Origin of the sequence: Paraburkholderia aromaticivorans (genome assembly GCF_002278075.1) — a bacterium.
In the GTDB taxonomy this organism is placed as follows: domain Bacteria; phylum Pseudomonadota; class Gammaproteobacteria; order Burkholderiales; family Burkholderiaceae; genus Paraburkholderia; species Paraburkholderia aromaticivorans.
Map to the genome: position 1 here is coordinate 2309974 of NZ_CP022990.1, position 22973 is coordinate 2332946.

Consider the following 22973-nt stretch of genomic DNA (forward strand, 5'->3'; position numbering starts at 1 on the left):
TCGAATTCAATGAGCAGGAGTCAGTTCGCCGGCGTGCTCGAAGCGGCGCGCGGAGAAAGTGGGCAGTTCCTCGGGCATCGGCGCGCCCATGATCCACGGCGCGATGCGCAGCGCATGCGCGGCCGCCAGCGTCACGCCGCTGTGGCAGGTGACGACAAACGCGCCGGGGTGCGCCCCGGACTGGTCGTAGATCGGAAAACCGTCGGGACTGTAGACACGCAATGCCGCCCACATGCGCACGAGCCGCACGTGCTGCAACATCGGGAATGCGCGCACGCCGCGCCGCGCGATGTCGGCAAGCACGTGCGTGGTGGTGAAATCGTTGAAGCCGACTTCTTCCATCGAATCGCCGAACTGCACGCTGCCCTCGTCGGTCTGGCGCACGTTGAGCGTCGGATAGTCGAGAAACGGCGCGACGCGCTCGCTCACCAGCACCTGCCCGCGGTTGGGCGCGACCGGCGCGTCGAGCCCGATGAACGGCGCGAGCGTGCGATTGCCGAGTCCGGCGGCGAGCACGACCCGCGCCGCGCGATACGTGCCGCGCCTGCCGTGCACGACGAAGCCCTGCGCTTGCGGCTCGATGCGCTCCGCGCGTTCGCCGGACACGAGCCGCACGCCGCGCGCCTGCATGGCGGTATGCAGGCCGCGCAGGAGCTTGAGCGGGTTCACGTGACCGTCCATCGGCGTATAGCTCGCACCGATTACCGCGGGGCCGACTTGCGGAATGCGCGCGCGGACTTCGGCGGCGTCGAGCATCTGGTACGGGTAATCGCCGAGTTCGGCTTGCAGTGTCGAGAGGCGCTTTTCACGGTCGGCGAGTTCGTCGTCGTTAAAGCAGAAGTGAAAGCCGCCCGGCTGACGCAATGCCACATTCACGCCGGTTTCTTGCAGCAGCGCTTCAGCGAGGCCCGGCCAGCGCGTGGCCGAACTGCGCGACCAGCGTGCATAAGGCGACAGGCCATAGCCCTTGCCCTGAACCCAGACGAGGCCGAAATTGCCGCGCGACGCGCGAAAGCCGCCGTCGTCCTCGTCGAGCACGGTCACACGCGCGCCTTCGCGGGCGAGCCCGTAGGCCACGGCCGAACCGACGAGGCCGCCTCCGAGCACCAGCACGTCGGGGCTGGCGGTGCTTGTCAATGTCATCGGGCTTCTCCGATCAGAATGCGGTCCAGTCCGACCATGCGGTCGAGCAGGATCATCAGGAGGACCGTGCCGACGATCAGCACCGCCGATACCGAAGCGACCAGCGGATCGATCGTCTGCGCGATCTGGTTGTACATGGCGACGGGGAGCGTGGTGGTGCCAGGCGTCGCGACGAAAATGGTCATGGTCAGTTCATCGAAACTCTGGATGAACGAAAGGACCCAGCCGCCCGCCACACCGGTGCGGATCATCGGCAGCACCACGCGGCGAAACGCGGTGAAGCGGCTCGCGCCGCAGGAGAGCGCGGCGCGTTCGGCATCGCGATCGAGCCCGACCGCCGACGACAGCGCAAGCCGCAGCGCATACGGCAGCACGATGATCACGTGCGCGCACACCAGCGACCAGAACGATCCGGACAGATGCAGCAGCGACAGAAAGCGCAGGAAGGCGATGCCGAGCACGACCGCGGGGATCATCATCGGCGAGAGGAAGAAGCTCGTGAGCGCGGCGCGGCCTGGAAACCGATAGCGGGCGATCGCCAGCGCGGCGGGCACCGCCAGCAGCACGCCGATGGTCGCCGCCGCGAACGCGAGCCGCACCGACAGCCAGAATGCCGCGACGATGTCGCCGTTCTCGAGGATCGCGCGGAACCAGCGCAACGACGCGCCGTTAAAAGGCATCGAGATGAAGCCCTTGTCCGTGAACGCCACCAGCATTACCACCACGAGCGGCGCGAGGATGAAGCTAAGAAAGAAAGCGTTGTAGACGAGCCCGAGAATGCCGTTCTGTTTCATGATCGTCTCCTTCGCTCAATCGAAGATGTGCTGGAAGCGGCGTTCGGCAAGGCGGCTGCAGCCCATCACGATCGCCACGTTCGCGATTAGCAGCAGTACGGCGATACTCGCGCCGAGCGGCCAGTTGAGCGTGCCGAGGAATTCGTCGTAGGCGGCGGTGGCGACCACCTTGAGACGCCGGCCGCCGATCAGCGCGGGCGTGGCGAACGCCGAGGCTGACAACGCGAATACGATGATCGAGCCCGACAGCACGCCCGGCATGATCTGCGGCAGCACCACGCGGCGGAACACCGCGAACGGCGAGCCGCCGAGCGAGCGGCCGGCCCATTCCACCTGCGGATCGAGCTTCTGCATCGTCGCCCAGACCGACATCACCATGAAGGGCACCAGCACGTGGGTGAGCGCGATGATCATGCCGGTCATCGTGAACACAAGGCGAACGGGTTCGTCGGTGATATGCAGCGCCTCTAGAAGATTGTTCAGCACGCCGTTGTTGCCGAGCAGAATCTGCCAGCCGAGCGTGCGCACCACCACGGAAATGAGCAGCGGGCCGAGCACGATCAGCAGACAGAGCGACTGCCACGGCCGCTTCATGCGCGCGAGCACGATGGTCTCCGGCACGCCGAGCACGACGGATAGCAGCGTGACGGCGAAGGCGAGGACGGCGGTGCGCAGGAAGATCGTGCCGTAGTAAGGGTCGCTGACCACTTCCCAGTAGTTCGCGAGCGTATAGGCGGCAGTGACGCCGGCCGTATCGCTGAAGACGCGGAACGACAGCATCAGCGTGAGCAGCAGCGGCACCAGCAGAAGGCCGACGAACAGCAGCAGCGCGGGACCCGACAGCAGCCACGGCGCGGCACCGGGGCGGGCGTCGTCAAGCGTGGCCATGAGCGCTCTCCTGGTTGTCTTGCGTGAGCACGCGCAAGTCGTCGTCGGTCCAGGCGAGGCCGACTTCGTGGCCTTCCTCGGGCGGCGGCGCGCCGTGGTTCGGTTGCGCGACGCGCAGCTTGCCGAGTTCGGTGTCCACTTCGAGCAGCCATTGATTGCCGACGAAGACGCGGGTCGAGATGCGGCCGCGCACCCGCGCGTCGCCATTGGCCAGATGCACCTTTTCCGGCCGGATATAGACGTTCACCGCGCCGTCGACATATCGACCTTCGTGCGGGACGTGCAGCGTCGTACCGGCGACCTCCACCTCCGAGCAGCGCGGGTTGTGGCGCAGCACCTCGCCGGAAAACGCGTTGGTGCGCCCGAGGAACGTCGATGTGAACGGCGTGGCGGGGCGCTCGTACGCGTCATACGGCGTGCTCAGTTGCGCGATGGCACCGCGATGCATCACCGCGATGCGATCGCTCATGGTCATTGCTTCGACCTGATCGTGCGTGACGAGAATCGTCGTGATGCCGAGGCGCTTCTGGATTGCGCGCAGTTCGATGTGCATCTCTTCGCGCAGCTTGGCGTCGAGGTTCGACATCGGCTCGTCGAGCAACAGCAGTTCGGGCTGCATCGCAATCGCACGGGCGATCGCCACGCGCTGCCGCTGGCCGCCCGACAGTTCCTTCGGATAACGATGCCCGAGCCCTTTCAGGCGCACCAGCGCGAGGGCTTCGGCGACGCGCTCTTCGCGCTCCTTGCGCTTGACCTTGCGCATTTCCAGCCCGAAGCCGACGTTGCCCGCCACCGTCATGTGCGGAAACAGCGCATAACTCTGGAACACCACGCCGATGCCGCGTTTCTCGGGACGCTCGTGCGTGATGTCTCGGCCATCGAGCAGGACGGTGCCGGTGGTCGGCGTGACGAACCCCGCGACCATCTGCAGCGTGGTGGTCTTGCCGCAGCCAGACGGGCCGAGCAGCGAAAGCAGTTCGCCGCGTTCGACGGCGAGATCCAGGTGCTCGATTGCCGTGAAATCGCCGTAGCGTTTCGAGATGTTCTGCAAGGTCAGGAAGGCCATGCGCTTCGCTCCTTCATCAGATCGCGCGCCGCGCGAGGGACTTGCTGGTGCCGGAGTTCAGCGTTCGACCGAACGGTTCCAGCGCTCGGTCCACTCGGTGCGATGCTGGTTGATCGTGGCCCAGTCCATCGAAGTCAGCTTCGAGATCTGCTCGGGACCGTAGGGCACGCGTGCAGCGATCTCAGGCGCGAGCTTGACGGTCTTGTTGACCGGACCCAGGCCGATGCCTTGTGCCTGCAACGTCTGCACTTCCGGACTCAACAGGTACTGCACGAACTGCTGCGACAACTGCGGCTGCGCGTTCTCCGCCACCGCGCACGCGGCCACCTGCAACGCGACCGCGCCTTCCTTCGGGTAAATGAACTTGAGCGGGAAGCCGGTGTTCTGCAATGCGACTGCGCGGCCGCTGCCATACGGCGCGAGGATCACGTCGCCAGCCTGCATCTGGCCGTCCATCTCGCCGGGCGTGGGCGCCCAGGACAGCACGTTCGGCGCGACTTCCTTCGTCATTGCGGCGAAGCCCGGATCGATGTTCTTCTCGCCGCCGCCGGAAAGACGCGCGAGCATCACCAGCGTATGCAGGCCGTAGGTGTTGGTGATCGGCGGCACGCCGAGTTTGCCCTTGATGCGGGTGTCGGTGAGCGCCTTCCAGGAATCGGGCGGCGGCAGGCCGGCCTTCTTGAACGCCTCTTCGTTGTAGCCGATGCCGGTCGCCACCATGCCCACGCCGATGGCGCTCGGTCCGATCTTCGCGAGCGGATAGACGTCTTTCATCACGGGCGCGTCGTCGAGCCTGGCGCACAGGTTGAGCTGCATTGCCTGGTACATGGGGCCGTCGTCCATCACCGCCACGTTGATCTGCTGATGGCCCTTCTGCGCCTGCAGCTTGGCGAGCGTGTCGCTCGAATTTCCGGCGACGTACACGATCTTGACGTTGTGCGCCTTTTCGAACGGCGGGATGATCTTTTGCCGGTAGACCTGCTCGTTCGACCCGCCGACGTTGGCGACATAGAGCGTGGTCTCGGCCTGCGCGAAGAGTGGAGCGGCGAGGGCGGAAGCGAAAGAAAGCGCCGCGACGGCGGTGCGGGACGGGGCGGACAGACGGCGATGCAACGCTCTTCTCATGACGACGATCTCCAGTTCCGGGTGTGGGGAGGCGGGCTTCATTGCCCGTCGTTACAATGCAGTGTCGCGCCGGGTGGTCATGTCGTCCAATACGAATAAAATACCTATCTATGCATGGATGATATGGATTGAACGCCGTCGTCTAAGGGAGAATACGGATGAATCTCAAGCACATCGAGGCGTTTCGCGCGGTGATGGTGTCGGGATCGATGACCGCCGCGGCCAAGGCGCTCTTCACTTCGCAGCCGAACGTCAGCCGCCTGATCGCGCAACTGGAGCGCGACACGGGCTTGCAGCTCTTCCAGCGCAGCGGCGTGCGCCTGATTCCGACGAGCGAGGGCGAGGCGTTCTTTCGCGAGGTGGAACGTGCTTTTGTCGGCCTGCAGGGGTTGGCGAACGCCGCCGCGCAGATTCGCAATCTCGGCAGCGGGCGTCTGCGCATCGCGGCGATGCCTTCGGCCGGCATGACGCTGGTGCCGCACGCGATCAAACGGTTTGTCGAACTATTCCCGGATGTCACCGTGTCGTTGCATGTGAATACCTCGAGCACGGTCAATCATTGGACTGCCTCGCAGTTCTGCGACCTCGGCGTGGCCGTGTATGTCAGCGAGGCGTCCGATTGCGAGGTCGAGCAACTGTCGGACGTGGCGGCCGTGTGCGTGGTGCCGGCGGCGCACCGGTTGGCGGCCAAGCGCAGCATCAAGCCGGAGGATCTGGAAGGCGAGTCGTTCATCTCGCTGTGTCACGGCGACGGCACGCGCGCGCAGATGGACGAGGTGTTCCAGCGCGCGGGCGTCCAGCGTGTCTTGGCGATCGAGGCGCAGTACACCGCAATGTGCTGCGAGATGGTTCGTCATGGCATGGGGGTGACGCTCGCGCATCCGATCGTCGCGCGCGACTTCGCCGGACCGGGAATCGCGATTCGGCCGTTTTTGCCCGCCACGCGCTTTCAGACCTATCTGCTGTTCCCTCCGCACCGGCCACGGGAGCGGCTGGCATCGGCGTTCGTCGAGGTTTTGCGCGGGTTGCACGAGGAATTGCTCGCGGAGGTCGTGGCGCCGGTGCGGAGTGTGGCCAAACGCCGGCAGGCGCGCTCGCGCACGGGGGGTTGACCGGGCGGGCCGGCGTCGGGCTGCAGCGGGTGTTGATCCGCCTGTGTCAGATCGGCGACAATCCAGCCCCTGTCTACGCTCATCCGATGGAGAGTCATGAGTCTCGTCCAGCTCAGCCGCGTGATCCGCGCCGACGCCGCCGATTTGATTGCCGCAAACTCAGCAAGTCAGGACCATCACTTGCCTTGGGTCACATCCTTTACCGATCAGGCTGGCTTCGATAACTGGTTTGCGCGCGGCCTCACCGGGCCGAACGTGAGTCTCGTCGCGCGTGAAGCGGCATCGAATCGCGTTGTCGGCGTGATCAACATCAACGAGATAGTGACAGGCGCTTTTCAGAGTGCCTATCTCGGGTATTACGGAATGGTGGACTTCGCCCGCACAGGGTTGATGACGAAGGCGCTACGCGCGAGCGTCGGCTATGCGTTCGGCGAACTTGGGTTGCATCGGCTGGAGGCAAACATTCAGCCTGGAAATACTGCATCGATCGCACTGGCGCGGCGGCTGGGTTTTAAGCAGGAAGGTTTTTCACCACGCTATCTCCGTATAAACGGTGAATGGCGAGACCATGAGCGATGGGCGTTGCTTGCCGACATGCCCGGCTAGACACGTTTCGTCCCTGCGGTTCACAAAAGAGTCTGGTTCTAGCCAACAAGTATTGGCGTGTCGAGTGCGCGCACGCGCGAGCCGAGTAAATTCATGTAGCTCTTGTCGACAGACGCACCGGCATGGCACTCGGGACCATAGTGAAAGCGGTGACCTCTCGAATCGTATCGGGGTCGACAGCCATTCGGATCGAGAAATTCGCCATCAGCATTGACAGAACCAGTCGCATTTCCACCGCGGCCAGATAGCGTCCAGGACACACCCGGGGCCCGGCCCCGAATTGCAGGTACGCGCGTGAGTCGTGCGTGGTGCGCGCGCGGCTGCCGTCATGGAGCCACCGATCCGGGTCGAACTGCAGAGGATTCGAAAAATTGCGCGCGTCGATCGTGGCGGGCCGATTCAGGAAAAACATTTTCGTGCCGGCCGGTAGCAGGATGTCGGCGAGACACACGTCTTCCAGGGGTTCGAACGAGTTGACCGCGGCGACCGGACGCAGCCTGCCGGTTTCCGTGCAAACCGCCTCGAACAGATCCAGTTGCTTTAGCGACGCGAAGTCCGGGCAAACGGGCGCTGAACCGAGCACTCCGCGCGACGAGTCAAAGAGCCTTTGCTGCAGGGCCGAATCCGCCGCGACGTATAGCAGGGTCCACGCGATCGAATTCGCCGTCGTGTCTTCGCCTGCAAGCAGCAGCGTGAGAACATTCGCGGCGACCTGGTCATCGGTTAAATCGGACTGCGGCGCGTCGCGCATCGTCAGCATCGCTTCCAGGAGATGGCGTGGCGACTCCGACGGTTCATCGCGCATTCGCTCACGCGCCCGGCTCATCATATTTCGCACGTACCGGTGAACTTCGATCAGCGAGCGGTCGAGCGCGCGGTCGCGAGGAAGTCTCACATATCGCCAGTAGGGAAAAGGCGCGTTGATACGATTCATCAGCATGGGAAAGATCAGCGCGAGATGCTCCTGGATGACCCCACGGTCCTGTTCAAGCGTCCTTGGGTCTTCGCCGAAGGCAAGCGCACTGGTGACATCCACCGTATAGCGCTTGAGATCCTCAGTCATCTCGACGACTTCTCCGCGCGCCGCAGCGCGTTGCCAACGCAGGTAGAGCCGCTCCGTGATGGCCTTGAGACTGGGGTAAAAGGCTTTGATATGCGGAATGGACAACGAATGCATGATCAGCTTTCGTTGCGGCGCCCACGCGGCGCCCTCGGCAGAGAAGAGCCCGTTGCTGCCGATTTCCTCCAGCACCGACTCGATCGATGCATAACGGCGATAGCGGTGCGGACGTTCGCGCATGATGGTCTGGCATAGCTCCGGATCAGTCCAGACAGTCACCGGCATTCGACAGATCTGAAATCTGAAAGGGGAGCCCAACTCCCGCGCCCATTGTTCGAGTACGAGGTGAAGCCGGGTCGGCGGTAACTGATGGAGATTGCCGAAAAAAGGCAAACCCCTGGGACATGGGAGATCGGACACCTGCCTGTACCGGATGTGGGAACTGGACACTGTATCCATGGGAGACCTCTTGTTTCGCCTTTGCTTGACCGAGACGGCCGCATCCTGCGCTGACTATCAGTCATTCAGCATAGATCATCCTGTGGGCGCGGAACCGGGAGAATGCCGGCTTTCGAATCGGATGATGAAGTATTACGTACTACTAGCTTCAATAGAAAACGCCGGGGAAACGATTCATGTCGGCTGCGTCTGCGAGGTTGGCCGGCAAGGAGTTGTATCTATCTGGTAAGACGAAACTCTGAGGAGGCGATCGCGGCGCGAATCGAATAGAAGTTGGCGGAATTACGCTTGACGTCGGCGCGCAATTATTCGCACAGGATCGCACCATGGCGCGATGGCCACTAGTCCGGCGTTGTGAAGTGGCCGCAGACATGGTCGGGGTCGACGGTCACACACCGCCGGAGCCAGGAGAACAGTCCGCTGTTGAGTCGTCGCTGGACCGGTTGCCATTTGCCGCCGTTCACGGGCGTGATCGCACATATTGAATCACGCGTGATAACTCCACGGTTTTTAATTTGGCGGATCGAAGTCTCATTATTATTCGCAGCAACACTACGGAAAAGATCCGTCAACTAATAAATAGCGATTTAGTAATCTCGGCTAATCCGATAGGCCGATCCGCGTTACACCCGGGCGTATTCGTCAGCGTTGAGCAATCCATAACAGTCCATTCCTGAAAACGGGCTTTATCGGCCCCGGCGCGTACATCGACTATATGGGCACGTTACGCGTTGAGCCGTCAACGTGGACGAATCCAATTCTCCAACCCCGACCACCCGCCACGTACTCGACCAGACCGCCCAATCATTCAGCTTGTAGCCAACTGCGTGAAAGCATTTTCAAGAAGCGGAGAATGCAATCCAGAAAACCAAACGTGCGCATCAATAAATGATGCAGCCATATCGAAATAGAGTGCAAACCTCGCAAAGCCTTGTATTGATATATGAATAAAAGAAATTTGAAGATGAAAATTGGGGTAACGAGCATTTTGCTTGCAGTCGTCACTCCGGCCGTGCATGCACAAAGCTCAGTGCACCTGTCAGGATCGATCGACGCAGGCGTCGCCTACGTCAGCGACGCTGGCAACGCTCATGGTCATCAAAGCGCCTGGCAGGCAAAGAACGGCGACATCAACATCAGCCGATGGGCCTTGACCGGCAACGAGCAGATCTCCAACGATCTCAGCGCGATCTTCACGTTGACCAACGGTTTCAACGTCATGAACGGCACCGCCGCGCAGCAAGGCCGTCTATTTGGTTTTCAGTCGTGGATGGGACTGGCCTCGCAATCGAAAGGCACGCTCACGTTCGGTCGTCAGTTCGACGAAGTTGTTCAGTTTGTCGAACCGTTCGCGCTGGGCGGAACACGATACGGCGGTACGGCCTTCGCGCACGTTTTCGACAACGATAACCTCGACAACTACACGCGCACGAACAATTCGGTCAAGTACACCAGCCCGGTGCTGCTGGGCGGGCTGAAGTTCGGGGCGCTGTACGGTTTCTCGAACGAAGCGGGCGGGTTCGCGGACAACCGCGGTTACAGTTTCGGTCTCGGCTATCAGTACGCCAATCTGGATCTGGGCGCGGGCTATTTCCAGTTCAACAACGCATCGAACCTCGCGACGGCCAATACGAATGGCGCCGAGCCGGCCGGTGCGCCGTTCAACGCGGAGCGGCAGCGCACCTGGGCGGCGGGCGGCCTGTATCATTTCGCCCAGGCGGCGGTCGGCCTCATCCTGAGCGAGACGCGACTGGACAAGGCCTCGTCGATCAACAACGTGGCCGATACCGCCATCAGCCTGCCTGGCGACGACGTGCGCTTCGACAACGTCGAAATCAACGTGCGCTACGCCGTGACCCCGCGATGGGATATTTCGGCGGGCTACACATTCACGCTCGGCCGCTTCGCCACGCCGACGGGTGTGCGCTATCCCAAGTGGCATCAGGCCGGCATCGTCAACACCTACTTCCTGACGCCCCGCACCGACGTCTACGCGGAGGCCATTTATCAACGCGCCAACCAGCTGCAAGGCACCGGGATCCAGGGGGCGCAGATTTCGAACTTCTCGCGCGCGTCCGGAGCCAACCAGTTTGTCGCCGCTTTGGGCCTGAGGCACCGTTTTTAGCCGGTCCGACACGGCGGGCGCTTCGATGCGCCCGTCGCCATTCGTAACCGCTGACGTGGAGGCGCCACAGCCAGCCAGATAGCCGAAGATGCAGAACCCGGACGCCGGGGATCGGGCGTCGTTCGCGCCGTAACCCGCTATCATCGTTTTTCGTCCTCAAGGAGAACAAGCGATGGGTCGCCCGGATTTCATCAAACACTGGACCGAACTGGAAGAACCACACGCGCATTGCTATCGCGGCGACGCCGAGCCAATGGGCTTTGACGCGCCGCTCTCGGCCGCGATGGGCATTACGCGGATCGGCATTCACCACGTCAGGCTTCTGCCCGGTCGGCGCACTTCCTATCCGCACGCCGAAAGTACCGAGCAAGAGTTCGTCTATGTGCTTCAGGGCAAGCCCGACGTATGGATCGACGGCGTGCTGCATCCGCTTGATGAAGGCGACTCGGTTGCGTTTCCGGCTGGCACCGGCATCTGCCACACGTTCATCAACAATACCGAACACGAAGTGAGGCTGATGGTGATCGGTGAGCGTCCGCGTGAAGACAATCGCATCCGATATCCGCTTAACGAAGCGTACGAACTGACGCGCGCGGACCGCTGGGCGGACTGGCCGACTAGACCGCTCGGCGACCACAACGGGATGCCGGACTAACTCCGCTCACGCGTGATTGGCGCGATCCCACGGAGGCACGCCGCCGAACGCATCCACCAGGAAATCGATCAGCGCGCGCATCTTGGCACTCATGTGGCGACGACTCGGGTACAACGCGAGCACGTCGATGTCAGGCAGACGGTACGCCGGCAATATTCGAATCAGATTGCCCGCGCGTAGGTCGTCGCCGACCAGAAACGTGGGCTGCCAGATTACGCCTTGGCCGGCGAGCGCGGCCGCGCGCGCGGTATCGCCGTTATTGGTACGCATGCGATAGTTGACCTTCACGATGTGAGCCTTGCGCTCGCTGTCGATCAGTTGCCACTCGTCGCCGGTGGCGGCATACGAGTAGCCGATGCATCGATGCCCGATCAGGTCCGCTGGCGCCGCGGGATGACCGTAACGCGTCAGGTAGGCTGGCGACGCGCACAGGATGTTTTTCGATGTCGCAAGCTTGCGGGATGCGTAGTTGGTCGATCCCGCGTGTGAAATGCGAATGGCGAGGTCGTAGCCTTCATCGACGATGTCGACGACACGGTCGATCAGCGAGATGTCGAGTTCCACTTCGGGATATTTCCGCATGAACTCGGACCATAGCGGCGCCAGATGCAGAATCCCAAAGCTCACCGGCGCATTGATGCGCAACCGGCCGCGCGGTTCGATCGACGCGGATGACACGAGCCCCTCGGTTTCGGCGACGTCGTCGAGGATAGATTTGCAGCGGGAGTAAAAAGTCTCGCCGCCCTCGGTGAGGGAGAGCTTGCGTGACGTGCGATTCAGCAGACGTGTGCCGAGATGCGCTTCCAGCTCATTCACGTAGCGAGTCACGTTGGCGGGCGATGTCTCCAGGACATCGGCGGCTCGCGTGAAACTGCCGCGGCTCACCACGGTCACGAAGACTTCAAAAGCGCGCAGCCGGTCCATGTCCATCCCCGATCATTCACAAATGCTGAATGATATACCCATATTTTGCGCCTTTCCGTGCCGTTGGCTGAAGCCTATATTGCTTCTCACGGACCAAGGCATCGGGCACTGGTCGACACACTGCAGCAGGAGATTGAACATGCAACGCTTGACGGGAAAAGTCGCCATCGTGACGGGCGCAAGTGCGGGAATTGGCCGTGCCACGGCAAAACTGTTCGCCGCGGAAGGCGCAAAAGTGGTGATCGCGGCGCGCCGCGAAGCGGAACTTGAGGCGCTCGCTGCCGAGATCGCCGACGCGGGCGGCGAGGCCGCGTTCCTCGCGGGTGACGTGCAGTCAGAGGATTTCGCAAAAGCGCTGGTCGCGCTCGCTGTCAGCCGCTTCGGCCGTCTCGACATCGCCTATAACAACGCCGGCACCCTGGGAGAAATGGGCCCGACTACGGGCGTGTCAGAGGCTGGCTGGTCAGCAGCATTGGCGACCAATCTGACGAGCGCCTTTTTGGGTGCGAAGCACCAGATCCCGGAAATGGTGAAGCAAGGCGGTGGATCGATCATCTTCACGTCGACGTTCGTCGGTTACTCATTCGCTTTTCCGGGTACCACGGCCTACGCGGCGAGCAAAGCCGGATTGATCGGGCTGACGCAGGCGCTGGCAGCCGAGTATGGGCCGCAAGGTGTGCGCGTCAACGCCATTCTGCCGGGCGCCGTGGATACGCCGATGTATCGCGACATGAACGACACGGCCGAGTCACAGGCTTTCGTGACCGCGCTGCATGCGCTCAAGCGGGTTGCGCGGCCGGAGGAACTTGCCCGCTCGGTGCTCTATCTGGCCTCGGACGACTCGTCCTTCGTGACCGGTACCGCGTCGCTGGTCGATGGCGGCGCATCGATTACGCGTACGTGAAATCCCTGGCGGCACCAAACGTTCGAGACGCCTGCTTAAACGATCGTCGATGTCGACTGGCTGCGCTTCAGGGCGGACAGTCGGTCTGCCGGATGTGAAGATCGAAACTCGAGCGTCCGGGCGTCCGCTCACGCATAGCGCGCGAGGAACATGTCAGCGGCCGATTCCGCAATCCGCCTTTGCTCCTGTTCGCGAAGCGGCGCCTGGCCCATCGTCACCTGCGGCCAGAACGCGAAGCCCTTGACTAGCGCCTGCAATTGCAGCGCCGCGAAGGGCGGATCGTCGGTCTTGAGACGGCCGTCCGCGGCGGCCGCCCGGACCCACACGGTCAGGTCTTCCTCGCGTTCGCCGAGACGGGCCACCATATCCCGCGCTCGCTCCGGCGAGTGGATGCCGGCCGCTATCGCCACACGTGCAAGCGACAGAAAAGACTCGTCGTTCAGCAGCCGAAGCTTGCGACCCAACAGGTCGAGCAACTGTGCGCGCAGCGGTTCGTCGGCGCGGTAGGCGGGCGCATCCCCCCGCTGGCTCGCGTCCCACAGCTGATGGAGAATCGCCGCGAACAGCACTTCCTTGCTTGGGAAATGGTTATAGACCGTTCGTTTCGACACGTTCGCGCGGGCGGCGATGCGGTCCATGCTGGTCGCGTCGTAGCCGGCCGCGAGGAATTCCTCGATCGCGGCGCTGACAATGGCGACGCGCTTGCGGTCGGTCAGGCGTTGAGGGGTGGTGCTTGGATCCATGCCGGTATTTTACACTCGACGGTTTACTTTTCTCGAAAATAAACTACACTGACGAGTGTACATTTTTCGGACCGCCTACCTCATGACGTCGCTTCCCGCCTTTGTCAGCCGCGTGCTCGGCGTTACCGCCGCGCAACGTGGCCGCGCGTTGTCCAGCCACTCACCGCAGCATGACGGCGAACGCTTTCGCAACGTCGCGCCGCGTCCCGCCGAAGGCCTGCGCAAGACGCTCGGCATCGCATGGAGCGTGTTGTTCAACAAACCCCGCGGCACGGTGCCGACTGACGCCTTGCCTGTCGATGCGCTGACGCGTTCGCAACTCGATGAAGCCCCCGACCGCAGCCTCTACCGGTTCGGCCATTCGACGATGCTGCTGAAGCTGCGCGGCCAGTTCTGGCTGACGGACCCCGTGTTCGCCGAGCGAGCCTCCCCGTTCCGCAATCTCGGGCCCAAGCGCTTTCATGCGCCGCCCATCGCGCTGGCCGATTTGCCGCCGCTGCGCGGCGTGATTCTGTCGCACGACCACTACGACCATCTGGATCAGGAAGCCGTACTCTCGCTCGCGCAGAGCACGGACGTATTCCTGACGCCGCTCGGCGTGGGTGACCGGCTGATCGAATGGGGTATCGACGCGGCGAAGGTACGGCAGTTCGACTGGTGGCAAGGCACCGAGGTGGACGGCATGCACTTCACCGCGACGCCCGCGCAGCATTTTTCCGGCCGTAGCCTGTTCGATGGCAACAGCACGCTATGGGCGTCGTGGGTGATCGTCGACGATGATCTGCGCGTGTTCTTCAGCGGCGACACGGGCTACTTCGACGGCTTCAGGACGATCGGCGAGCGCCTTGGGCCATTCGACGTCACGCTAGTCGAGACCGGCGCCTACGACGCGCAGTGGCCGTACGTTCATATGCAGCCCGAAGAAACCGTGCAGGCGCACATCGATCTGCGTGGCCGGTGGCTCGTGCCGATTCACAACGGCACGTTCGACCTCGCGATGCACCACTGGCAGGAGCCGTTCGAAAGGGTGATGGGTCTGGCTCTCGTGCACGGTATTGCGCTGTCGACGCCCGGCATGGGCGAGCGGCTGGATTTGAGCGCGCCGCATCGCGGTGAGCGCTGGTGGCGCCGCGCTGTCGAGACTGTCGCCGCGCCGAAGGCTGCTTGGCGCCTGTGCGCCTCTCGCGACGCCGCAGACGCCAAGTCTTCGTGAGGCCACTTTCCACACTGGCTCCGCACTGTCGGCGGCGACCGGCCGGTAGATGTGCGCCATCGCACATGCGGGGCCTCATTCCACGGGCGGTTTACGCCGTATCACCAGTTCCATGAATCCCGAACTCGGGTCGCGCTCCCGCGAGAAGCGATGTTCCGGAAGAAGCGCCAGCAATATCTCCGCGGTCGTATGGACGAGGCAACCGCGTCCCACATGACCACCCAACACTCGACCGCGCGGGTCGGCAACCGACATGTGCAGATGCGCGCCATCCGGTGACAGCGACCCCGCGAGCGTGAGGATTTCCAGATCGTCGCGCAGTTCGGTCGGATCTTCGTTCCCAGCAAACCGCAATTGAGCAACGCTGAGGCTCCCGATGCCCTGGATCACGAACGCCGCCTGCAACCCGCGTTGACTCAGCACGTCTTCGAGGGCGACACGCAGATCGTCGCCGGGAAAGAGGCGTATAGGATGGGTTTGCATCGCTCGGTTTTATGTCGGGGTGGCGTGGTAGGTTAAGGCGGATTGAATTCGGCCGCAATTGCGCGTAAACGTTTGTGCATAGCAGCAGTCATAGGAGCGACAATCGGGCCAATCGCGAGGATCGGCGCCGGGCCGCGCTCGGTCATGACTACACGATCATCGCTTTTGCTAGAAGGACCGCTTCTCGATCCGCACCGACGTACCTGTCGTCGAACGTTAAAGACAGTTTTTCCGAAGAACGATAGCGTGTCGTGCTCCGTCGGCGATGCCGCTGAACCCGAAAAGACAACATGAAACGACTGTTCCTCGCCGCGCTCGCAGTCACCTCGTTCGCAACCTGCGCTTATGCGCAAAGCAGCGCGCCCGGCCCGCTCGCCACACCCTCCGGCAAACTGGAATTCCTGCGCGTGGACCGCGAATTCGTCGCGATGCTCGACAAGGAAATCTTCGATCGCTTTGGCGCGCGCACGCTCACCCATTTCGATGACACCGACAGCGCCAATGAAACCGTCGCGCGCACGCTCGTGCAAACCGATACCGGTCCGGTGCTGTACGACTTTCGTCGCCAGCCGCCACTCGTGCAGCGCGCAGGCAAGCGCTTAACCGTCAAGCGCGTGTTCTGGCAAAACGAAGAAGTCGTGATGCAAAGCTCGCAAGGCTGGTTCCGGCTCAATCGCGGCGCGCTGACGAAGCTGCAATCGTCGACGACGACCTATCACTGATCACGCGTTGCCGGCACGCGCGCGCCCGGCCGCGATGGTAGACACCGCCTCCGCGCTCACCGTTGCCATTGTTAGCGTACCTGCAAAGGGAAAAAAGGTGTCGGGAGCCGGCGCGGAACTTGCCGCGCCCCGCGGCCCGTGCAGCGATGCCTCGGGCTATCGCTTGAAGAAATTTTCGGTCTGGATAACGGCCAGGCCGTCAAGCAGCCACTGTGCTGCAGGGCCAGAGTGACGTTCGAGATTTCAGTTTTCCGCCGATGTTTCTGCGTCGGCCAATCATCGGTGGAAAGCGGCTTAACTAGCGGAGGCCTTCTTTAGAACAGCGTAGAGCTGGTCTTTGAGCTGAAGCTTTTCTTTCTTCAGCCCTTCGATAGCGACGTTGTCGGACGGGGTAACGCCCGCTTCCATATTGCTGATCTGGTGGTCCAGGTCATTGTGACGCTCGAAGAGCCGCGCGAAATGAGCGTCTTCGGTTTTGAGGCGGGAAATCAGGTCGCGAAATTCGGGGAACATCACACACTCCTTTTCGATTACAGGCAAGAAAACATCGGGTTGTTGAATGGATCAGTATTTCACCCGGTGCAATGCTCAGCCTTGACGCTTATCAAGGCGCTATCGGACGGAAGCGGCGCCCGCTGCTGCCGTGCTGCCGGGGGCGGCCGGCACGACGCTCGTGCGTTCGTTGATACACATCAACTGGGCACTGATCGACTTGCGCGAGCATCCGCAGAACCGCGTACCGCATGGGCAGCGCGCATGATCATGAAGGGACGCTCGCCGCGGACCGTTCTGCCCGTTGGTTCCCGCAATCGAAGGGCGCCCGTGTTCAACTTCCCATCGACCACGCCATGATATTCCTCGACGGCAAATATGGCATGCGCGCCATGCTCCCGGTCTTCAGAACCTGGCTGGGAGTTTCGCCGTCGCCGGCAGTCGCGCACGGCTCGAGCACCAGCAGTGCAACGCTCAGCGAGTTCGCGCGGGTTTCACCTGACGAAGCGCTCCAGCGGCTGCACAGCGCGGCGAGCGGTCTCACTGCCGACGAGGCGGCAGAGCGCCTGCGTACTACAGGCCCCAACCAGGTGGCTCACGAGGTGCGTCACACGATCCTCGGTGAACTCGCCAACAGATCGATCAACCCGCTAAACCTGCTGCTGTTGTCACTGGCGAGCGCCTCATACTTCCTCGGCGATTCGCGCGCCACGATCATGATTGCGGTGATGGTCGTGCTTAGCGTTTCACTCGGCTTTCTTCAGGAGCACCGCTCGAATAAAGCCGCCGACGCACTGCGCCGAATGGTGCGCACGACCGCCACGGTGCGCCGGCGTACCGCGCGGACTGAAGCGGATCATGTCGATATTCCAATCGAGCAGATCGTGCCCGGCGACGTGGTCCTGTTGTCGGCCGGCGACATGATTCCCGCTGACCTGCGGCTGATCTCGGCGAGAGATCTGTTCGTCAATCAATCGGCGCTGACCGGCGAGGCAATGCCGCTCGAAAAAGTGGCGCATGCCGATACCGGTGCCGCGGAAACGCATTTCGACCTGCCGAATATCTGCTTTATGGGCAGCGCGGTCGTGAGCGGTGTCGGCTGCGGCGTCGTTGTGCTAACAGGGGGCAGGACGGCTTTCGGCCGCGTCGCCGACCTGATCGCCGCGCAACGTGTCCAGACGAGCTTCGACAAAGGCATTGCACGATTCACCTGGCTCATGATGGCTTTCATCCTGGTGATGGTTCCCCTCGTATTCGTCATCAATGGCCTGACCAAAGGCAACTGGTTCGAGGCGTTGCTTTTCGCGGTCGCGGTGGCGGTGGGGCTCACGCCGGAGATGCTGCCGATGATCGTGACGGTCAATCTCGCCAGGGGCGCCATGGCGATGTCGCGGAAAAAAGTCATCGTGAAACGCATCAATGCGATCCAGAATTTTGGCGCGATGGATGTTCTTTGCACGGACAAAACCGGCACCTTGACGCAGGACCGCATCATCCTCAAGCGCCACCTCGATCTCCACGGCGACGAATCGGATCGGGTGCTCGAATATGCCTATCTGAATAGCGCTCACCAGTCGGGCCTCAAGAATCTGCTGGATGTCGCGGTGCTGAAACACGTGGAGCTTCATGAGCAACTCAAGGCGCACGAGAAGTACACCAAAATCGACGAGATGCCATTCGATTTCGAGCGGCGCCGGATGTCCGTGGTGCTCGCACGCGAAGACGGTGCTCACATCCTGATCTGCAAAGGGGCGGTCGAGGAGATCTTCTCGGTGTGCACGCGTTACGTGATCAACGGCGACATGGGCACGCTCGACGAAAGCCATTTCGACGCGGCAAAGGAAGCCACCGCTGCCCTCAATGCAGACGGATTTCGCGTCGTCGCGGTCGCCTACAAGGAGATGCCACCGCAGCAGGCCACTTATTCGGTCAAGGATGAAGCCGATCTGATTCTGCTCGGCTACATCGCGTTTCTCGACCCGCCGAAAGAGACCACGGCGGCGGCCATTGCGACGCTGAAAGAGCGCGGCGTGCAGGTGAAGATTCTCACCGGGGACAACGATATCGTGACCCGCAAGATTTGCCATGAGGTTGGGCTCACGGTGGATCGGGTCGTGCTCGGCAAGGAGCTCGAATCGCTGTCGCCTGCCCAGTTGGCGGATCTGGCGGAGAGTGCTTCTGTGTTCGCCAAGGTGTCACCGTCGCAAAAGGCCGCGATTATCGATGCGTTGCACCGCAAGGGACATGTGGTCGGCTTCATGGGTGACGGCATCAATGACGGACCGGCGCTCAAGGTCGCGGACGTCGGTATTTCGGTTGATAGCGCGGTCGATATCGCGAAAGAGTCGGCCGACATCATTCTGCTCGAGAAAAGCCTCGCCGTGCTCGGCGATGGCGTGCTCGAAGGCCGCAAGGTGTTCGGCAACATCACCAAGTACATCAAGATGGGCGCCAGTTCGAACTTCGGCAATATGTTCAGCGTGCTCGGCGCCAGCATCATTCTGCCGTTCCTGCCGATGGCGCCGATCCAGGTGCTCACCAACAACCTGCTATACGACTTTTCGCAAACGGCCATTCCCACCGACAACGTTGATGAAGAATATCTGCGGGTGCCGCGCCGCTGGGATATCGGCAACATCGTCAAGTTCATGCTTCTGATCGGGCCGATCAGCTCCATCTTCGACTACATCACTTATTTCATGATGCTTTATGTCTTCGGCGCCTGGGACAAGCCGTCCTTGTTCCAGACGGGCTGGTTCGTGGAATCGCTTCTCACCCAGACGCTGATCATCCACATCATCCGGACTTCCAAAGTGCCATTTCTGCAGAGTCGCGCGAGTTCGGCGTTGATCGCGACGAGTCTCATCATCGCAGCGGTGGGGGTCGCGATACCCTATGCGTGGCTAGGCACGTTCCTCGGCTTTATTCCATTGCCGCCGGCTTACTGGCCGGCGCTTCTGCTGATTCTCCTGAGTTATGCCGTGTTGACGCATCTGATGAAGACCTGGTTCGTCCGGCGATTCGGGCTCGACTAAGCACCCGGGGCTTGAGCAACGATGCACGGGAACATTTCCCGCGCTTCAAATAGAATAATTTTGAGAAAGCAAGGCAGCCGTTCGCTAAGCGCACACATTCCCCACTCAGGACGGATTGGCGACCGGTGCGGCACCGTACCGACGTCTCGCAAGGATCCAGACATCATGACGGTTGGGCCGGTCGCAACACAGTCCCGGCTCCGCGTTACGTCGTTCCAGAAAGAGGGTCCACTTGTTAAATCATCTACTCGCGTTCCTCTCAGACGGCCTATTGGCCTTTTCATGGTGGCAGATCCTGCTCGCTACTCTGGTGTCGACGCACATCACCATCGTCAGCGTGACGGTCTATCTGCATCGGTGCCAGGCGCACCGCGCACTGGACCTGCATCCTCTCGCCAGCCATATGTTCCGTTTCTGGCTATGGATGACAACAGGAATCGTGACCGGCAAATGGGCTGCGGTCCATCGCAAACACCACGCGAGGTGCGAGACGCAAGAAGATCCTCACAGCCCGCAAGTCAAAGGGATCTGGCGGGTATTGCTCGGCGGCGCCGAACTCTACCGTACCGAAGCGAGGAACGAGGAAACGCTGCGCAGGTTCGGCCACGGCACGCCGGTCGACTGGATGGAGCGGAACGTCTACGAAAAATATCCGGATCTCGGCATCAGCCTGTTGATGGTGATCGACGTCGCGCTATTTGGTGTGGTCGGTGTGTCGGTTTGGGCCATCCAGATGATGTGGATTCCATTTTGGGCCGGCGGCGTGGTCAACGGACTGGGCCATTTCTGGGGTTACCGCAATTTCGGTCCTCAGGATGCGAGCACGAACGTGATGCCGATCGGCATTCTGATCGGCGGTGAGGAACTTCACAATAATCACCACGCGTACGCGACATCCGCCAAGCTGTCGAACAAATGGTACGAGATCGACATCGGTTGGATGTACATTTGCGTCCTCTCCGCGTTAGGGTTGGCGACGGTGAGGAAAGTGGCGCCCCGGCCGCGTCTGCTCAAAGGCAAGGTGGTGCTGGACGACGAAACGCTTCAGGCTGTGCTGCGAAACCGCTGCGAGGTGATGGCAAGCTATGCCCGAACGGCTGAGCGCGCCTACCGGCAGGAACTCTTGCGGCTGAAGCACATCAGCAGGAGCGAGAGAGCCTTGCTGATGTGCAGCGTCAAAAGATGGTTTCGCGACGGGCAAGCAGGGCAAGGCGGCGCGCGTCAGCCGGTTTCGACACCACTCTGCGACAGCGACGCGAAGCTTCTTGTCTTCGTTGAATTGCGCGAGGATCTCGCGGCAATCTGGGAACGCTCGAATCGCTCTCGCGAAGAGTTGCTCGGCCAATTGGAAGACTGGTGCCGACGCGCTGAACAAAGCCGCATCGACGCGCTAAGGGAATTCTCGCTTCGCCTCCGCCACTATGGTTGATGTCCAATGCCGGGGCTCCAGCTTTCGATCTATCATTGGCTGAATCACTCCAACAGATATTGATGCGAGTGGGGGGCGGGATGGCAAAATATTAGCTAGCGTATCCGAGGGTTGATCATGCTTGACCATATTATTCTCACCGTAAGCGATGTTGAACGTTCGCTTGCCTTCTATAACGCAGCGCTCAAGCCGCTCAACATCCAGTACTTCATGCCATATAAAGGCGCAAACGGTCATCCCGATCTATGGGGATTCGGCGACGGCAAGAGGGCAGTTTTCTGGCTGAAACAAGGCAGGCCAGAACCTGCGGTGATCCATTGGGGGTTCATGGCGCCCGATAACGACGCGGTCGATGCATTCTACAAGGCGGCAATGTCGGCTGGCGCGCGGGACAATATTCCGCCACGCGCGAGACTGGAATATTATCCGGGCTACTACGCAGCCGACGTGTTCGATCCTGACGGATACTCATTCGAGGTCGTGCATAAAAGCTAGACGTGCTGATGGTGGGCGCGTCTTGCGACGATACGCCGAGCAGGAGCGTTCAACGCGACGCTGAAAACCAGCTCCGTAATGCCTGCACGTCCGGAATGCGGATATGCCGCCCCTTGGCCTCGATGAGATTCAGGTCGCAAAGGCGGGTGAATGCCCTGCTGACCGTTTCGAGTCGCAGTCCGACGAAATCTGCAATATCGGTCCGACTGAGGGGAAGCGAGAACTCGGTAAAGTGCTGTTTGCGCGCGGCAAGCTGGTCCGAAAACCAGAGGAGAAATCCACAGATGCGCCGTTCGGCGTTGGCGCTCGCGGTGAACAGGAACGCCTGCTGCCGCTGTTGCATGACGCGGGCAACGAGACGGTGAAACTGAGTGCCAATCAACTGGTTCTGGGAGATGCGGCGCAGCAGATGCCGGTAAGGGATCACACAAAAGACCGAATTCTCAAGGGCGACGACCGTAACGGGCTGTGTTCCAGACGCGGCGCCGAGGAAGCCAACGACATCCCCTCTCAAAGCAAGCGCCGCAATCTGGAGCCTTCCATCGTCGGAGCGCGCCACGGCTTTGGACGAACCGCTCGCAATCGCGAAGAGATGCGTGAATGGAGCACCTTGCTCGTAGAGAACCTTGCCTTGCTCCACTCGCCTTCTCTCGACAACCACGTCGGCGAGACCTGACACCTGGTGTAAGTCAAGGCCGCTTCCTAGACATAGTTCTCGGATTCCACATTGCGCGCAATGATTTGGGCGTTCGCTAGCAAAAGACTGCTTGCCAAGGGCGATGAGTAGTTCGTGGTCCATTGCTGATGAGTACCGGGTGAGTGGCTCGCGTGGCGCGTTTCGATTGGCGGGGCATGACCCCTTCGTCGACGAACTGGCGAGGGTGTGTCTATTCGCAGGTGGCACTCCCACGCGTTTCCGCCGGTCGTGCTGGCGGCGCCTGACGATTCACACAGTGGCGTATGCCGCACCGAGCGGCTGCTTTAATGCAGATGTGGTCATTAGCCGGTGATGCAAGGGCGAACTAAAAACGCCGACCTGACTTCGGATTGTTCTGCCCAACCGCGCAGGGTTAGCCGTCGACAATCTGAACAGACTTGATTGATGGCGAGCGTTCGTTGTTGCAGGCGCCGGCCCGTCTCCTCACCAACCTTCCATGCAGTGTTGGCACTCCGGAGCACTCCCGGCGCCCTGAACTGAAAGGGTGGCCAACCTGTCTCCTGAACCGATCATATTGCCCGGTCGACTTCGTGCGCTCATCGATACAGCGCACGAAGTTGACTAAAGTCAAATGAGTGGATTGGCCGAGTCGCCAAAGGACCAAGTGTGACGACGTGAACCGGTATCTTGGTGGTGGATTTCATGTGAATACCAATAGCCGCAGCGTTGATCGGCGGCACAATCATCAGACCTTTTGTAACTCGGCTCCTATGAACAGTTCACTTGCCGGCATGCCTTTTCATGCGTGATCGATGGTGCCTGTACGCGCATTCGCTCAATGA

General features: G+C 61.5%; 21 protein-coding genes. 10 read left to right on the top strand and 11 right to left on the bottom strand.

From position 1 onward, the window contains the following. Positions 1 to 6: 6 nt before the first annotated feature. Genes CJU94_RS29945 through CJU94_RS29965 form a run of 5 tightly spaced genes read right to left on the bottom strand, consistent with a single transcriptional unit; the run spans position 7 to position 5016 of the window. Positions 7 to 1143 carry an NAD(P)/FAD-dependent oxidoreductase gene (locus tag CJU94_RS29945; protein WP_095422194.1) on the bottom strand — a complete coding sequence of 379 codons (1137 nt, stop codon included), beginning with the start codon at positions 1141 to 1143 and terminating at the stop codon, positions 7 to 9. After that, positions 1140 to 1937, bottom strand: a complete 798-nt coding sequence (locus CJU94_RS29950; protein WP_095422195.1) for an ABC transporter permease — start codon at positions 1935 to 1937, stop codon at positions 1140 to 1142. Before CJU94_RS29950 ends, CJU94_RS29945 begins: the two co-directional genes overlap by 4 nt. 15 nt (positions 1938 to 1952) lie before the next feature. Then, positions 1953 to 2825 carry an ABC transporter permease gene (locus CJU94_RS29955; protein WP_095422196.1) on the bottom strand — a complete coding sequence of 291 codons (873 nt, stop codon included), beginning with the start codon at positions 2823 to 2825 and terminating at the stop codon, positions 1953 to 1955. Continuing rightward, positions 2812 to 3891 (bottom strand): ABC transporter ATP-binding protein, encoded by a 1080-nt coding sequence (locus CJU94_RS29960; RefSeq protein ID WP_095422197.1) that lies wholly within the window; start codon positions 3889 to 3891, stop codon positions 2812 to 2814. Before CJU94_RS29960 ends, CJU94_RS29955 begins: the two co-directional genes overlap by 14 nt. Positions 3892 to 3948: 57 nt before the next feature. Beyond that, the gene (locus CJU94_RS29965; RefSeq protein ID WP_095422198.1) at positions 3949 to 5016 is read right to left on the bottom strand and encodes an ABC transporter substrate-binding protein; all 1068 of its coding nucleotides are present in this window, start codon (positions 5014 to 5016) and stop codon (positions 3949 to 3951) included. 158 nt (positions 5017 to 5174) lie between these two features. On the opposite strand from CJU94_RS29965, the gene CJU94_RS29970 reads away from it, so the two are divergent. Together CJU94_RS29970 and CJU94_RS29975 are read left to right on the top strand one after the other, a co-directional pair. Beyond that, entirely contained in the window at positions 5175 to 6128 is a 954-nt protein-coding gene (locus CJU94_RS29970) for a LysR substrate-binding domain-containing protein (protein WP_095422199.1), read from the top strand. 96 nt (positions 6129 to 6224) lie between these two features. Continuing rightward, complete coding sequence (locus tag CJU94_RS29975) at positions 6225 to 6734, top strand: GNAT family N-acetyltransferase (protein ID WP_095422200.1); 510 nt, start codon at positions 6225 to 6227, stop codon at positions 6732 to 6734. A 91-nt stretch (positions 6735 to 6825) separates the two neighbouring features. Here CJU94_RS29975 and CJU94_RS29980 read toward each other — a convergent pair whose 3' ends face one another. Continuing rightward, positions 6826 to 8253 carry a cytochrome P450 gene (locus CJU94_RS29980; protein ID WP_095422201.1) on the bottom strand — a complete coding sequence of 476 codons (1428 nt, stop codon included), beginning with the start codon at positions 8251 to 8253 and terminating at the stop codon, positions 6826 to 6828. Positions 8254 to 9217: 964 nt separating this feature from the next. Here CJU94_RS29980 and CJU94_RS29985 point away from each other — a divergent pair. Both CJU94_RS29985 and CJU94_RS29990 read left to right on the top strand, forming a co-directional pair. Beyond that, entirely contained in the window at positions 9218 to 10378 is a 1161-nt protein-coding gene (locus CJU94_RS29985) for a porin (protein WP_425272207.1), read from the top strand. 172 nt (positions 10379 to 10550) lie between these two features. Then, complete coding sequence (locus CJU94_RS29990) at positions 10551 to 11033, top strand: cupin domain-containing protein (protein ID WP_095422203.1); 483 nt, start codon at positions 10551 to 10553, stop codon at positions 11031 to 11033. A 6-nt stretch (positions 11034 to 11039) separates the two neighbouring features. Here CJU94_RS29990 and CJU94_RS29995 read toward each other — a convergent pair whose 3' ends face one another. Beyond that, positions 11040 to 11957 (bottom strand): LysR family transcriptional regulator, encoded by a 918-nt coding sequence (locus tag CJU94_RS29995; RefSeq protein WP_095422855.1) that lies wholly within the window; start codon positions 11955 to 11957, stop codon positions 11040 to 11042. A gap of 139 nt (positions 11958 to 12096) precedes the next feature. Between CJU94_RS29995 and CJU94_RS30000 the strand changes: the two genes are divergently transcribed. Further along, positions 12097 to 12861: an SDR family oxidoreductase gene (locus tag CJU94_RS30000; RefSeq protein WP_095422204.1), complete on the top strand. Its 765-nt coding sequence runs from the start codon at positions 12097 to 12099 to the stop codon at positions 12859 to 12861. A gap of 128 nt (positions 12862 to 12989) precedes the next feature. Here the strand turns inward: CJU94_RS30000 and CJU94_RS30005 are convergent, their stop codons facing one another. Next, the gene (locus CJU94_RS30005; protein WP_095422205.1) at positions 12990 to 13604 is read right to left on the bottom strand and encodes a TetR/AcrR family transcriptional regulator; all 615 of its coding nucleotides are present in this window, start codon (positions 13602 to 13604) and stop codon (positions 12990 to 12992) included. A gap of 82 nt (positions 13605 to 13686) precedes the next feature. On the opposite strand from CJU94_RS30005, the gene CJU94_RS30010 reads away from it, so the two are divergent. Continuing rightward, positions 13687 to 14817, top strand: coding sequence for an MBL fold metallo-hydrolase (locus CJU94_RS30010; protein WP_095422206.1), 1131 nt, complete (start codon positions 13687 to 13689; stop codon positions 14815 to 14817). A gap of 75 nt (positions 14818 to 14892) precedes the next feature. On the opposite strand, the gene CJU94_RS30015 is transcribed toward CJU94_RS30010, so the two are convergent. Then, a complete protein-coding gene (locus CJU94_RS30015) occupies positions 14893 to 15300 on the bottom strand; it encodes a PPC domain-containing DNA-binding protein (protein WP_095422207.1) in 408 nt (135 codons plus the stop codon). A gap of 290 nt (positions 15301 to 15590) precedes the next feature. On the opposite strand from CJU94_RS30015, the gene CJU94_RS30020 reads away from it, so the two are divergent. Continuing rightward, the gene (locus tag CJU94_RS30020; protein ID WP_095422208.1) at positions 15591 to 16022 is read left to right on the top strand and encodes a hypothetical protein; all 432 of its coding nucleotides are present in this window, start codon (positions 15591 to 15593) and stop codon (positions 16020 to 16022) included. Between the two features lie 294 nt (positions 16023 to 16316). Here the strand turns inward: CJU94_RS30020 and CJU94_RS30025 are convergent, their stop codons facing one another. Further along, a complete protein-coding gene (locus tag CJU94_RS30025) occupies positions 16317 to 16535 on the bottom strand; it encodes an HP1242/YdcH family protein (protein ID WP_095422209.1) in 219 nt (72 codons plus the stop codon). A 335-nt stretch (positions 16536 to 16870) separates the two neighbouring features. Between CJU94_RS30025 and mgtA the strand changes: the two genes are divergently transcribed. The 3 genes from mgtA to CJU94_RS30040 all read left to right on the top strand — a co-directional run bounded on the left by mgtA (position 16871) and on the right by CJU94_RS30040 (position 21473). Next, positions 16871 to 19549, top strand: a complete 2679-nt coding sequence (mgtA, locus tag CJU94_RS30030) for a magnesium-translocating P-type ATPase (protein WP_095422856.1) — start codon at positions 16871 to 16873, stop codon at positions 19547 to 19549. 310 nt (positions 19550 to 19859) lie between these two features. Beyond that, on the top strand, positions 19860 to 20978 hold the full coding sequence (locus CJU94_RS30035) for a DesA family fatty acid desaturase (RefSeq protein ID WP_425272208.1): 1119 nt from the start codon (positions 19860 to 19862) through the stop codon (positions 20976 to 20978). 117 nt (positions 20979 to 21095) lie between these two features. After that, on the top strand, positions 21096 to 21473 hold the full coding sequence (locus CJU94_RS30040) for a VOC family protein (protein ID WP_095422211.1): 378 nt from the start codon (positions 21096 to 21098) through the stop codon (positions 21471 to 21473). 49 nt (positions 21474 to 21522) lie between these two features. Here the strand turns inward: CJU94_RS30040 and CJU94_RS42605 are convergent, their stop codons facing one another. After that, a complete protein-coding gene (locus tag CJU94_RS42605; RefSeq protein ID WP_095422212.1) occupies positions 21523 to 22272 on the bottom strand; it encodes a Crp/Fnr family transcriptional regulator in 750 nt (249 codons plus the stop codon). Positions 22273 to 22973 lie beyond the last annotated feature (701 nt).